General features: G+C 43.8%; 10 protein-coding genes. 1 reads left to right on the top strand and 9 read right to left on the bottom strand.

Annotated elements, in window-relative coordinates:
* Positions 1-66: 66 nt before the first annotated feature.
* The 8 genes from QYB97_RS00680 to QYB97_RS00645 all read right to left on the bottom strand — a co-directional run bounded on the left by QYB97_RS00680 (position 67) and on the right by QYB97_RS00645 (position 12,523).
* Positions 67-2,814 (bottom strand): bifunctional YncE family protein/alkaline phosphatase family protein, encoded by a 2,748-nt coding sequence (locus tag QYB97_RS00680; protein WP_301164034.1) that lies wholly within the window; start codon positions 2,812-2,814, stop codon positions 67-69.
* A gap of 162 nt (positions 2,815-2,976) precedes the next feature.
* Positions 2,977-6,075: an efflux RND transporter permease subunit gene (locus QYB97_RS00675; protein WP_301164033.1), complete on the bottom strand. Its 3,099-nt coding sequence runs from the start codon at positions 6,073-6,075 to the stop codon at positions 2,977-2,979.
* Positions 6,076-6,287: 212 nt separating this feature from the next.
* Positions 6,288-7,487 (bottom strand): Gfo/Idh/MocA family protein, encoded by a 1,200-nt coding sequence (locus tag QYB97_RS00670; RefSeq protein ID WP_301164886.1) that lies wholly within the window; start codon positions 7,485-7,487, stop codon positions 6,288-6,290.
* Positions 7,478-8,446: a sugar phosphate isomerase/epimerase family protein gene (locus tag QYB97_RS00665; RefSeq protein ID WP_301164032.1), complete on the bottom strand. Its 969-nt coding sequence runs from the start codon at positions 8,444-8,446 to the stop codon at positions 7,478-7,480. Before QYB97_RS00665 ends, QYB97_RS00670 begins: the two co-directional genes overlap by 10 nt.
* 26 nt (positions 8,447-8,472) lie before the next feature.
* Positions 8,473-9,309: a carbohydrate ABC transporter permease gene (locus tag QYB97_RS00660; RefSeq protein ID WP_301164031.1), complete on the bottom strand. Its 837-nt coding sequence runs from the start codon at positions 9,307-9,309 to the stop codon at positions 8,473-8,475.
* Positions 9,309-10,250: a carbohydrate ABC transporter permease gene (locus QYB97_RS00655; protein ID WP_301164030.1), complete on the bottom strand. Its 942-nt coding sequence runs from the start codon at positions 10,248-10,250 to the stop codon at positions 9,309-9,311. Before QYB97_RS00655 ends, QYB97_RS00660 begins: the two co-directional genes overlap by 1 nt.
* A gap of 18 nt (positions 10,251-10,268) precedes the next feature.
* Positions 10,269-11,489, bottom strand: a complete 1,221-nt coding sequence (locus QYB97_RS00650) for an ABC transporter substrate-binding protein (RefSeq protein ID WP_301164029.1) — start codon at positions 11,487-11,489, stop codon at positions 10,269-10,271.
* A gap of 26 nt (positions 11,490-11,515) precedes the next feature.
* Entirely contained in the window at positions 11,516-12,523 is a 1,008-nt protein-coding gene (locus QYB97_RS00645; protein ID WP_301164028.1) for a Gfo/Idh/MocA family protein, read from the bottom strand.
* A gap of 221 nt (positions 12,524-12,744) precedes the next feature.
* Between QYB97_RS00645 and QYB97_RS00640 the strand changes: the two genes are divergently transcribed.
* A complete protein-coding gene (locus QYB97_RS00640; protein ID WP_301164027.1) occupies positions 12,745-13,590 on the top strand; it encodes an AraC family transcriptional regulator in 846 nt (281 codons plus the stop codon).
* A 19-nt stretch (positions 13,591-13,609) separates the two neighbouring features.
* Here the strand turns inward: QYB97_RS00640 and QYB97_RS00635 are convergent, their stop codons facing one another.
* Positions 13,610-14,317, bottom strand: a complete 708-nt coding sequence (locus tag QYB97_RS00635; RefSeq protein WP_301164026.1) for a YukJ family protein — start codon at positions 14,315-14,317, stop codon at positions 13,610-13,612.
* Between the last annotated feature and the right edge of the window lie 7 nt (positions 14,318-14,324).

Below are 14,324 nucleotides of genomic sequence, written 5' to 3'. Positions count from 1 at the left end.
AATTTTATGTATGTTTATTAAAAAGGTCTCTCCTTGAACGGAGAGACCCTTTCTTTCTATACAATATTAGTCGTTATCGGCAGGTGACGGTGCCTTGCTTTCGGGCTGTTCAGCGACGACATCGGGAGCAAGAGGTGCTTTATCTCCCGGATATGGAGTATCAAAGCCTTTAGTGGCATACCAGACGGCATGATTCAACATATTGGCGTTAACTTCATCTGGTGATGCGGTTCTTCCGCTCAAGAATTTTTTGTTCTTATTTGACCACTCCGTCCATTTCTGTGCCAGTACTTTTGAAGTTGATGTGGTGTCTTCAGTGTTGGCCAGCGCAACGGTATTGGCTTTCGGCTGTCCGTTCAAAGTGTCAAGCGGAATTCGGTTTTCTTCAGCTTTATACGGCGTGAAATCTGGCTTGTTCGTGAAAATTTCGTTCATTGGCTGAGCTGCAGCATCGTTTTGGTTCATCGCAGGAAGTCCAAGAATTTGTTCAATACTGCGAACCATGTTGATGACGGTCCAATACCGGCTGTTGGTAACACCTTTTTTCACCCATGGACTGATAACGTAAGCCGGTTCCCGGTGTCCGTCGACGTGGTCCAAACCGTTTTGTGCGTCATCTTCTGTAACAAAAATCACGGAGTCCTTCCAATACGAGCTATGTGAAATAAGGTCGACAATCTTGCCGACTGCCAAATCATTGTCTGCCACCATGGCTTGTGGAGTAGGATTTCCGGTGGCTGTTCCTGCGGTATGGTCATTTGTTACCCAAAGCGTATTTAATGCGGGAAGGTCATTATTTTTTACATGTTTCTCAAATTTCTTTTTGAAAATTTCAAAACGATATTGATCTGGAATGTTCATATCAAACGTCGGATAAGGTTTGTGCGTGATTGGTCCTAATGAAGGAATATCGTAAGTAACCTTATAATGGCCCACAGGAACATGAAGATCCCCTTCCTGTTTTCCAGATAGTTTTAAATAATCATTGTACCAGTCCGTCCACGTTCCAAACTCCTCCGGCCCAATAAATCCGGTTGTATCCTCTCCGAAGTTCTCAACAGAAACATTATATTTGCGGGCTTGGTCCCACAGATGGCCAGTCGGTGCATAAGCCATTGGATCACCTGCCCCGCCAGGGTAGCTTCTTACGTTAGCTGTATCTGTTTCTTTGTCCTCGTAATCTGTATTTGTTCCTTGCATCACCCATTGATGCCCACTTGCTGATTGAATGCCAGACACATAGAAATTGTCTAAGAGCGGATAGGTGTTAGCAAGCTTATGAAAATTCGGTGTCACTTCTTCACCGAACTGAGTGATAGCAGGTTCGCCATTCCCCTTCCCTAAATCTCCGAGTACCTGGTCATAGGTTCTGTTCTCTTTAATGATGTAAAACACATGCTTGATGGTAGAAGGCTCTCCAACCCGTTCAGGCATGGCCACCGGCTTTTTGTTTGCGCGAGCCTTTGCATTTAAGTCCTTTAAGCCATACCAATTGTTATTTTCATACACTTTCTTCGTCCCTTTAATAATGTCTCCAGTTGACGGAATTGGCATTAGGGATACGGAACCCACCTGAGCGTAAGAAGAATGGCCGGAAACCGTAATACCCTGAATGGTGGATGTACGTGCCGGCCCTAAGGAACCTACTCCATCGGCATTTGCGACAATAAGTTTTTTATTTTTGGAATCCATTTCCATATCTACCGGGAACCATGCGGTTGGCAGCAAACCGAGAAGTTCAGTTTTTTTCTTTGGTCCCTGCCAATCATAGACGGCTACAGCGTTTGCTCTTCCCAGTGTCACGAGCAAACGGTGATCATCCAGCATTTTAATCGAGTTAGGAGCTGCACCTTTTTTTGAATTAGGATACGGCTTTACATCAATGGTTTGAACCACTTTGTTTGATTTTGTGTTAATAACGGATACAGAATCGCTGTTGGTATTGGTTACAAACAAATACTGGCCGGATTGTGTCATTCGTTCGGGCTGGACGCCAACATTAATGTTTTTGATTACCTTCTTCGTGTTAAGGTCAATGACTGAAACCGTTCCTGTAGATGTCGCCCCTGTTTTCTTATTAATTACAACCTGTGTTCCGGAAGAATCGACCGTGGCATCACCGGACTTTGGCTTCCGTCCACCCTGATTGGTGACATATGCTTTATCTCCGTCCACCCATACACTGGAGGGCGCGTTTTCGACCGGTATTCTGGATGTGATTTCCCCGTTTTTAGGGTTAATCATAGCCAGACTGTTATCCCGGTTGAACGCAACTAAGAGTTGTCCATTTGAAGCCACCTTGATGTCAAGGGGATTAATATTGCCGCCTGCAGCTGCTTCTGGCAGATCATATGTAGCTTTAACTGTTGGAGATCCATCTGAAGCTACGGACATGACCACAATTTTCCCGGTTGTGCCTGTCGAACCTGTCGCATACAATTCTTTTCCGTCCTGTGAATAGGCAACCCCCCACATGTGAGAAAGTTTTAATTTAAAACTTGTAGCCATGAGTTTTCCGGTTTCAAGATTAATGACATTTAATCCATTACCGCCATAATCAGTTCTTCCGTTTAATGCAACAGCTGTCTTACCATTGGGATTTACCGCTAAAGAAATAGGATTCCCGCCGAATTCAATTTGCTTGCCGGCAGGCGTTACCAGTTGGTTGACCGGAGTGACAACTTTACCGCCCGGCTGCCGACCGACCAGCTTTTTTCCGAAAGGATCCTGCACCGTCGCATATACACTTGCAGAACCAAGCAGAACAGTGCTGAGCGCGATTCCGGTAATGAACTTCTTTTTGTTTTTAAACAATTTCCTCTCTCCCATCATTCTTGGTATTTATTTCTAGTTTAGAATACTCCTCAATTTTTAATATTTCTTTACGTCAACGTAAATTTAATTTATTCACTATGTAAAATATTCAAACTGTTTCTTAATAAATAAAAATCTGCAGCGACAGGCTGCAGATTTCAATCAAGCATATTTTTTTCGCTCATTTTCAGTTCCAACAGGCAGTGCTTTTCTGTTCACCCACTTATAGAAAACCGGAACAATAATCAGGCTGCAGAAATTGGAAGTGACTAATCCGCCAATGACTACAATAGCCAGTGTTTGTGAAACCAGAGCATCCTGGCGTGAAGAAAGTGCCAGAGGAAGAACCGTTAATACCGTAGTAAGAGCGGTTGTCAGGATCGGCCTTGCCCTTGTTAAAGCTGCCGAACGGACAGCCTCTTCGAGATAAGCGCCTTTTGCTAGATTTCTTTCAATCTTATCCACAAGGACAATTCCGTTCGTAACTACAATCCCCGATAGCATTAACAACCCGACCAGGGCTGCGAGATCCCATTCCAGACGAAAGATAACCATGGCGATGACTGAACCGATAAAGGCCAATGGAACACAGATCAGGACAGATAAAGGTCCCTTGAAGCCCTTAAATACCAAACTGACAATCATCAGGACGAGCAGCAAGGAAAAGGCAAGGGCTATAGCCATCTCATAGATCATTTCATTGACTTGCTCGGGTATCCCTGAAAAAGAATAGTGTATATTTTCCGGTAAATCCAGTTTTCCCAATTCATCTTTTACTTGCTTTGAAACACCGCCCAGATCACTTGAAATGATATTTGCGGTAACTTCTGCATAAGGCTTTCCGGCTTTTTCCTGGATTTCTGTTCCCTCTGTATCTGCCTCTACAGTTGCCAGCTGACGGAGTTTAACTTGCTGTCCTTTGTTCGTTGTGAACATTTCATTGCTTAATCGGGCTAAAGCATCTGAGGCATCTTCATTCTGACTTAAATTCTGGGTGTTTTTGAAAAGAACCGGAAATGAAGTGTCATTAATGTTGAACTGGCCGATGGTTCCTTCTGAAGTATAGAACTGTATTCTCTCGAGCACATCATTTACCTTAATGCCATTTCGTTGTATCGCTTTTTGATCGAGATTGACGCGATACCTTTTAACCGTTCCTTCCTCGTCTGCCATGTTCTCGACTGCGAGGCCGGGAATATGTGAGAGGCGACGTCCTATATTTTGTCCCATGACTTCCAATGTTTCGGTGTCTGCTCCTGTTAGATTAATTTTTAACTGGGAATCATCTCCCGCTATTCTTTGATTCGTTACGGTATAAATGGCTTTTCCTGAATGTGCATCCAACTGTTTTTGCAATCCTTTCATAAATGAATCAACATTTGTCCCCGGTTTAATGCTGACCAATAAATTAGCAACGTTTGGCTGTTGAATCCAGCCGCCTCCTGCATCGAAAACATCATCCGACTCCGGGGTTAAGGATGATCCAAGTATAGATGAAAAACCGCTTATCTTATGGTTTCCTTTTAGCTGGTCCTCCAGTTTTTCAACCTCAGCTTCCATATTTTCTAATGAAGTGGTTTGCGGCAGTTCTACCCGTACACCTATTTGGCCTGGTTTATGGGTCATCGGAAGAAAATTGACCGGTAAAAAAGCAGCTCCTGCACCACTTAGAACAAATAGAATAAGGATGACAGCAACGATTCTCTTTTCATATTGAAATCCCCAGTTCAACAGTTTTTCGGCATGTGATTCAAGGGGATCGCGGTAGTTTCCGGAACTTGTTTTCGAGACTAAATAATAAAGTGCAGGCACAACAAACATGGCAACGGTGAGAGAAATAACAAGCGCGATGACCACAGACCACGCAAAACCCGAAAAAGCAGAACGGATCAGCCCTCCAATCAAAGCGATTGGAATATAAACGGCAATGGTCGTGGCAGTTGAAGAAATGATCGCAGGCAGCATTTCGGCAACCGCTCCGGCTACCAGATTCTTTCTGATTCTTCCGCCGGCCTCCTGAACTTTTCGGTTCATATTATCCAGAATGACTATGGAGTCATCAACAACGCGGCCCATAGCAACAATCAACCCTGAAACTGTAAGTAAGTTTAAACTGATTCCCATGCTGTACAATACACCCGTTGTTGCCAGTAAACAGACAGGCAGTGACAGAACAATAAGCAATGTGGAACGTACCTGGCGAAAAAAAAGGAAGACACAAATCATTGAAAAGAGACATCCAAGCAACCCTTCCTTTACCAATCCCTTTAAAGAAGCTTCTACTTCTTTGCTTTGGTCAAAAAGAATGGCAGATTTGACTTCATGGTTTTTGATCTCAGGTATTGTACTCAGCTTGTTTTTAACCTTCTCGCCTACTTCTGTTATGGTCGATCCGGAAGTTTTCAGTACATCAAGCTGAACACTCGGTACTCCATTTGTCCTTGAAATGGTTTGAAGATTCACCACTGCATTTGAAATATCAGCTACACGGGAAAGAGGAATCATTTGACCATCCTGCCGTTTAATCGGCATCTGCATGAGGTCTTTTTTCGTTAATACCCATCCGGTTACTTGAATGGGAAAGGAAGAAGTTTGATTTGTGACATTACCCTGGAGCATAGTTGAATGGTTTCTTTCCAATGAGGTTCGAACATCGTCAATAGTCAATCCCGCGCTCTTAAGCTTTTCAGGTTTTAACTGTAACGAGTATCCCGCCTTTCCGCCTCCCGTAACCTTTACATCTTTGACACCCGGTACTGTTTTCAGTTCATCCGCAATCTCATCCTGAATCAAGGTTCTTAACCCGTTTTCAGTTACATTGGCAGATGAACTGGTCAGATTGATGCTCATAATCGGAAACGAATGAGTACTTAACCGGGTAACAACCGGCTTTTGTACTCCTGTTGGCAGCTCCAAATCCCCAATTGCAGCATTTACCTCAGATTCAGCTTGTTTCATATCATAGCTCATGGGAAAATTGAGCCGTACAAACGACCCTCCCTGATACGAACTTGTTTCAATGTCCTCGAGCCCATTTACCACTCTGACGGCTTGTTCGATAGGTTTGGTAATGGAGGTTTTTACTTGATCAGCTGAATAATTTTGGGCTTGTGCGGAAACTGTTAATGTTGCATTGCTGATTTCAGGCAGATAATCCCGCTGAATCTTCCAGGCGCCAACAGCACCCCAGACCATAATTAATACAATCAGCGTGATCATTAGAATGGCACGGTTCATTACCGCATTGAAAATTGTTTTCATTTTTGTCCTCCTGTCTTTTCTGGTGATTCAAAAGAAAATCAATTTATGAAAATTTTTCCTATTCTCTGTCTAAGTATAGAATCATAGTGTAAAAACCTTGTTAATTCAGTGTAAAAGAATTGTATATTGTTAAATACTTTTCTTGTAAACTATTTCTCAACACAAAAAACCCCTTAACAAATTGAATTGTTAAGGGGTTTTCTGTTACCAAACTAACTTTTTACCGATGTTTTTGCTTTTTCAAGGACATCTGCCAGGGAAACCCATTGCTTTGTCAGGGCTGATTCTTGTACAGCTTCCAATATCGCCTGGTTTCTTACACCGTCGACAAAGTTTGGCAGCGGGCTGTATCCCTTGTCAATGCCATCCATCAGTTCCACCATCAGGTTGGTTAAGGTGTGCTCGTAACCTATGATATGAGCTGCCGGCCAGTAGGCACCCGCATACGGGTGTATCTCTTCCGTACAGTTGATTGTCCTGAATCCCTGGTTGCCCTCTTCGTCATCATGGAAATAGACATCGAGATTGTTCATGTTTTCCATGTCCCATCGAACCGATCCCTTTTCCCCGTTAATCTCAAAACGGTTCCCATTTCGGTTGCCGCCTGCAAAGCGGGTCGCTTCAAACGTCCCGATGGCACCGTTTTCAAAACGGGCAAGGAATACACTTGCATCGTCTACTTCAACAGAGCCTTTATGTTCGGATGATCCTTTTCCGCTTAATCCCGAACTGTCTTCGACAATGGGCCGTTCTTTAATGAACGTTTCCATAATTCCGCTGACTTCCTTGAATTCACCGACTAAAAAACGGGCGAGATCGATGCTGTGCGCGGCCAAATCCCCCAATGCTCCGGAACCGCATACCTCTTTGCTTAATCGCCAGACGAGAGGGAACCCGGGGTCCATGATCCAATCCTGCAGATAAGTCGCCCTGATATGATAGATCCGTCCCAGCCGGCCGCTTTCGATTAGTTTTTTTGCCCATTGAACGGCCGGTGCAAACCGATAGTTATGATTGATCATATGTACCACACCATTTTTCTCGACGGCTTCCAGCATCCGCTGGGATTGTTTCAGTGTCATGGCCAGCGGTTTTTCGCAAAAAACATGCTTCCCGGCTTCCGCCGCCGCAATCGCAATCTCGGCATGACTGTTGTTTGGCGTAACGATATCAATGAGATCAATATCATCTCGTGCAATAAGTTTTCGCCAATCTGTTTCATAGCTTTGCCAGCCCATCTTGGCTGCCGCTTCTTTCACGCCTTCTTCATTGCGCCCGCAGATGGCTTGCAGGACCGGCTTGGCCTTCGTATCAAAGTAAAACGACACATCCCGATATGCATGGGAATGTGCTTTTCCCATAAACTTGTAGCCGATCAGTCCTACCCTTACCTGCTTTTGATTTACGCCCACCACATCTCAACAGCTCCTTCTTCAATCAATTTGTCCTTTAGAAAGGCTACTGCTTTCGTGAATCCTTCTTCGACACTCATCAATCCATCTTCATGCTCGATGCTGATCGCTCCATCATAACCGACCGTCTGAAGGGCACTGATGATATCCCTCCACGTATCTTCTCCATGACCATAACCCACGGTTCGGAACACCCAGGACCGGTTGGCGATGTCACTGTAACTCTTTGTATCAAGTACACCATTCAATGGATGGTTTTGTCCATCGATTTTTGTGTCTTTTGCATGAAAATGGAAGAGCGCTTTTTCTTTTCCGAGTGCCCGGATGCAGGCGACCGGATCCATTCCCTGCCAAAAGTAATGGCTTGGATCAAAGTTTGCACCAATTTGTTCTCCGCATTCACTTCGTAACCGCAGCAGTGTTTCCGTGTTGTAAACAACAAACCCGGGGTGCGGTTCGATAGCTGCTTTTACTCCATGTTCTTTTAGAAAATCATTTTGCTCTTTCCAGTATGGAATGACCTTCTCGTTCCATTGCCAATCCACCACTTCAGAAAAATCAGTAGGCCAGGGGCAAGTAATCCACACAGGATGGAGGGAATACTCAGATTCACCCGGACATCCTGAGAATGTCACCAATTGTTCAACACCTAACCTTGCAGCAAGGCGAACCGTATCCTGGAAGATGCGGTGATGCTCTTCTGCAATATATTGATTGGGATGAAGCGGGTTGCCGTGGCAGCTGAGTGCACTGATCTGTATTCCCCGCGACTCCAGGGCAAATTTAAAATCATTCAACTTGGCTTCATCCGCCAGCAATTCAGCAGGCTTGCAGTGGGCATCACCGATATAGCCTCCAGTGCCGATCTCCACCGTATCCAGCCCGCTTTCTTTTATGTAATCCAATGCTTCCCCAAACGGTTTTTTTGAAAACAACACAGCAAATACTCCCAGTTTCATCAGAATCTCTCCTTTTATTTGTTTTATTATTTAACAGACCCGGAAGCCAGTCCTCCGACGATATGCTTTTGAAATGCGATAAAAATGATGATGATGGGAATGACACAGACAGTAGCCACCGCCATCAATGAATTCCAGTCGGTCCCATATTGTCCGACGAAGGTGTACAAATGGACAGTCAATGGACGGATGCTTTTGTCCGTCGTTAATATTAAAGCAAACAGCAAGTCTCCCCATGCGTGCAAAAAACAGAACGAACCAACGGTAAGGAGGCCGGGCTTTGCCAATGGCAGTATGATTTTCCAAAACGCCGTAAAGCGGCTGCAGCCATCAATGACCGCTGCCTCTTCAAGCCCTTTAGGTATCGACATGAAAAACGGCCGGAGCACAAGAATGGCAAAGGGCATGGAAAGCGTAGCATTGGCAATGATCAGGGAAATGAAATTGTTTAATAGATGAAGTTTTGAAAACAGGATAAAGAACGGCAAGGCAAGCATGATGTTCGGCAGCATTTGGACAACCAGCATAAAACCAATAATCCACCCTTTTCCTCTTAAATCCAGCCGTGCCAAAGCATAAGAAAAGGGTGAAGCAAACAGCAGCGTTAAGATCATGGAACCTGCAGCAATAATGACACTGTTTAAAAAGAATCTCAGAATCTCTGTGTCTTGGATAAAGTTTTTCACATACGCCTGAAACTGTATCTCGTGAGGTATTAGCTGCGGAGTGGTGGCCAAAATGCCGGACATCGGTTTAATGGAGGTCGTGACCATCCAGTACACCGGAAACAAAAAGATGATGGTCGAAATAACGGCGATGACCGTTGTAAAATATTTTTGATTTACCTTAAGGAGCGAATTCATTATACATTTTCCTCCTTTCTGACCAGCCATAAATAAACGAGTGCCACAAGGATCAATAAACCGAGCATAATGGTATTTACGGTGGCACCAAGGCTGAAATTATAGTTGGTAAACGCCATTTCATAGGAATAAAACGGCAAAACCGTTGAACTGTTGACAGGTCCCCCGCCAGTCATGATCAAAATGATATCAAAGACTTTGAACGTGTAAATGATGCCGAGGACAAGCAAGGTTAAAATAGTAGGCTTCATAAGCGGAAGGGTGATGGAAAAGAATTGGCGGACCTTGCCTGCGCCATCGACTTTAGCTGCTTCGTAGGTTTCCTCCGGCAGCGATTGAAGCCCGGCCAGCAAAATAATCATATTAAACGGGATCCCGATCCAAATGTTGGCAATGATGGTGCTGTACAATGAAGTATGGTCATTGATCAGCCAATGAATCGGCTGGTCGATCAGCCCCAGCCACATAAAAAGATGGTTGATGATTCCGTGATCACCGGCGAACATCCATTTAAACAATGTTCCTGTAATAACCAGGGGAATCATCCAGGCGATTAAAATGAGTGCCCTCATTACATTTCTTCCTGGAAATTTCTTATTAAAGAAAAGAGCAAAGGCAAAGCCGATTGTAAATTGGAAAAAGATACAGAGGCCAGTAAAGATAACCGAATTTTTTAGAGACAGAAGAAAGATCTTATCTTTCAGTACTGTTGCGTAATTTTCCAGACCGACAAACGACTGATCCTTTAAAATATTCAAGGCTGTTAAATCCTCAAACGTGATTTTCAAGTTGTATCCAATGGGAAACACCAGAAAAAGAAGGAGAAAGATCCCGCCCGGCAGGATGAACAGGTAATTACCCAGCACTTTTTTTCGTTTAGCCTTTTTCCTGCTTTCCATGGTAATGTTCCGCTGCAAAGAAATATCCGTTTCGATATTCATGACTTACACCACCTTTTCCTATTGAGGGATATAGGGCTTTATTTTTTGGGATGCCTGTTTGACCGCTTGACCAGCAGGCATGCTTCCTGTTAAAACCTCCTGCATCATTTTTTGGATTTCTTTGGAAATTGAAGGATAATATGCGCCGTACGCCCTGGCTTTTGCAAATTCCATACTGTTCGCGAAAACTTTTAGTCTGGGGTCTTTTTGCCAGTAGTCATCCTGAATGTAATCCTTCCTCGGCGGTAAATTCCCTTTTTGAATAAGGATCTTCTTGGCATTTTCTTTTTCCTGCATAAACAAAAGAACGTTCCATGCTGCCTCTTTATGTTTGGACGTACTGGTGATGGCATAATTTTCCCCGCCCAAAATCGTGCTGTTTTTCTTATATCCCGGAAGCCCCACAACATTCCATTTCAGTTTTTTCTCTTTTTCCAGTACGGGAATTTGCCAGGTACCATTGACCATCATCGCGGTCTTTCCGTTGATAAACTGCAATGCGACATCCTGCTGGGTTTGTGTCAGTACCCCTTTGGACATGGACTGATTGTCGATTAGCTGCTTCCATAGGGAAATGGCATCGATGGAGCCCTTATTATTAAAATGCTTCAGGTCAGAACCGGCTTGCCAGACAAAAGGCAAAAACTGAAACGTCCCTTCCTCCTGACTGACGGCCGATACCGCCATGCCATATACATCATCATGGGTCAATTTTTCAGAAGCACTTTTTAGCTCATCCCAGGTTTTTGGAGGCTTTATCCCTGCCTCTTTTAAGAGATCCTCATTATAAAAGAGCGCAAGATTATTGCTGCCGAGCGGAATGCCATAATTTTTTCCTTTATAAACAGTGGATGACAGCGGACCTTCAAAGTAGTTCTTTTCCTGTCCCCACACTTTCACCTTCTTTGTAAGGTCAGCCAGGATTCCCGCTTCTGCCAGCATTTGATGGTCAGGGTTGTCAATGATCAGAATATCTGGCAATTCACCACCAGCCGCTCCCAGGAGAATTTTTTTCTTCAACTCTCCAAACGGTACCTCTATTCGTTCAATCTCCACATTGGGATGAGCTTTTTCGTATGTTTTTATCGCGTTGTTCATCGCAACAGCGGCTTCACTTCCGTAATAATCCCACCATGTTAATTTGATCTTTCCATCCTGTTTGCCTTCGGCGCTTTCACAAGAGGATAAAATCAGAACCAAGGATAAAAAAATAAGAAAACCTGATAGTTTTTTTGCCACTTCATTCCCCTCCTTTAGCACTTCCGTCAGTTTTGGACCAGGTATAAAGGCAGCTTGACCGCCTGGTGTGTAACTGCTGATTCGATGGAGGCGCAAGTGAGTTCGTAGCTCTTGATATTATCTTCAATAGAGGTAGCTGGCTGATTGCACGTGAGAATGGATTGGACAAAATTATCCAGTGACAATGTACGGTCATCAAAAGGCAGGTCAACTAGCGGCACATCTCGTTCTTTGTTATTACCATCATACAAAATGACTTTATCCTCCATTAGCTCAATGGCCCCCTTTTCACCAACCAGCCGGAATTCCCCGTTCCAAGGGGTTTCCTTGCCTTTAGTTACCCAGCTTCCTGTATAGCTGACATGAACATCATCCTCAAAGGTGATAGATACATGAGCATTGGGATTTCCCTGAAACCAGCTCCAGGAAGGACGGTAGCTTTGAGCGTAAACTTCAACCGGATCCTTATTCAGCAGGTATCTCATCAGATCGAAATGATGGATGGACATATCCTCCAGGAGAATATGGTCATATCGGTCTCTCCAGCCTCCGAAGCGGCTTGTGCGCTGAAAGGAATAATTCATCCACTCAACTTTTCCGATCTCATTTGCATCGAGCAGCTGCTTTACCGTTTGGATGGGACGATTCCAACGGTAATTTTGACTGACCATCAGCTGCTGCTGGTGGTTTTGTTTAAAATGCAGCAGTTCTTTTGCTTCTTCAAGCGTATGTGCAAGAGGTTTTTCCATCATCACGTGAAAGCCATGCTGGATGGCTTTTATCGCCAGCTCTTTATGGGTTTGCGGCGGAGTGACGATCAACACTGCTTCCGCCTCGATTTGCCCAAGAGCCTCGTCTATATTTGTGAACAACGCCTCTTCCGGCAATCCGGTAAGTTGTTTTGCCTGTGCCAGGTTCTCCTCCATCATATCCACAACACCCACAAGCTCAACCTGTTCATACTTCATGGCCACGTTAAGCCATGATTGTCCAAATCCTCCTGAACCAATTTGAATAAAACGCGTTTTCTCCAAATCTCTAACCTCCTGCTGCATAAAACTGAATTTTCAGTTTTTATACAGGCGTATTATTACCTCTCAATATTTATCGTACTGAATGAGTCTCACTATGGCTATTCACAATCTTATTGATAATTCGCACAATATTACGCACCAACACTTAAGAAAGCGTTGTCATTTACTTGTTTTCCTGTTACTTTAATAGAAAAATATGAATGAAGGCAGAGAGGATCGATATGACAAAAAATGATTTGAAGGAAGTAACTTATATCCCGGATAAGACCTTTCCGATTAACATTTTCTTCATCAACAAGTTTCCTCTTCACTGGCATAATCATATGGAATGGATCTTTATTAAAGAAGGCACCGTAAAGGTCCAGATTGATGACACTTTCATCCATCTGGAAAAAGGAGAACTTGCCTTTGTGAATCCGAAACAGCTCCATGCCGCAACAGGGCTCACTGACCATGCTGAAATTGCCGCTATTGTATTTAATGACGCTCTTCTCCGGAATACCGGCCTGGACTGTACCGAACACCTCTACCTCTATCCCTACTTCAACAATGAATTGAAACTTCAAAACTTCCTTAGAAAAGACGAAATCTACACAAATGAACTCAGCCGTTCCATTTCTTGCCTGATCAACGAATTTGAAGTGGGGGAAATCGGGTATGAACTGTTGGTAAAAGCAGAGCTGTTCCGGATTTTCGGGCTTATCTTTCGTTATTATCATCAGCTGAAGGAGCAGCCTCCTGCCTTTGCAAAAAAGGCCTATCACCTCACCAGCCTGTTAAAGTTCCTGAGAGAACACTATAATCAGGAAATCAGTATTCAAGAAGCTGCGAAGATGGTTAACTTAAGCCCCAACCACTTTTGCAAGGTTTTTAAAAAAATAACCGGGAAAACATTAATTGAATATCTTCATTTGCTCCGGATAAACGAAGCGGAAAAAATGCTGATCGAGTCTGATGCTTCGATTACAGAAATTGCAGGGAGTGTAGGATTCAGCAGCATCACCTATTTTGGGAGAGTATTTAAGAAAATAAAAAATGTACCTCCTTCTGCTATTCGAAAAAAATAAAAAGCCAAACAGCATAGAATCACTGTTTGGCTTTTCTGGCTTCTTGATCATAATTGAGATAATTGCATTTCTCTACAGGCTGCTCGGCGTTGCCTTGGTTATCGGTGCACCAGGACTGAGATTGAAAAGCAAGGAACGTACCTACCCACGAATCTGTTTCTTCAAAATAAAGCAGCAGCCCTCCATCCTGCCAAGTTCCATTATCCCGTTTCCAACGCCCCACGTTCCCCTGATTCATATGAATATCATGGATTCCATTTCCGGGAGTAAATCCAAAATACTGATCCGGTGTGTTATTCTCCGGTCCCCAGCGCTGGCCAAATGCGTAAAGGACCGCCTTTTCCTGCTGTGCTTTTTGAATGTAGTAGCTCAATTTTTCATTCAGGTCATTATCCGGTCCTTCAACATCTGCAGGCAATGGAACCATTTGTTTGGGATCGAACAGGTTACCTCGGATAAAATCCAGGGCAATGTCAGGATTATTATTTTTTATATCGGTAAAACCAACTGGCAGGCTTGGCAATGCAGTCAAATCCTCGGATTGAAACTGCTCACTGACTAAATACAATACTTCTGAAGGATAGGATTGTGATTTAATATTAACGGACACACGGTATTTCGTTTGTTCCTCCCCTTCAACAAGGATTTGAAAATGAGGACTGGCATCACTGCCATGCTTGGAATCTAGTACTCTCCCTTTTAAAACTCCATAGTTGTTTAATGACATTTGTATT

The sequence above is a fragment of the Fictibacillus fluitans genome, from assembly GCF_030418125.1.
In the GTDB taxonomy this organism is placed as follows: Bacteria; Bacillota; Bacilli; order Bacillales; family Fictibacillaceae; genus Fictibacillus_C; species Fictibacillus_C fluitans.
Note: the sequence above shows the minus strand (reverse complement) of the source record. Positions and strands in the feature narration are given on the sequence as shown.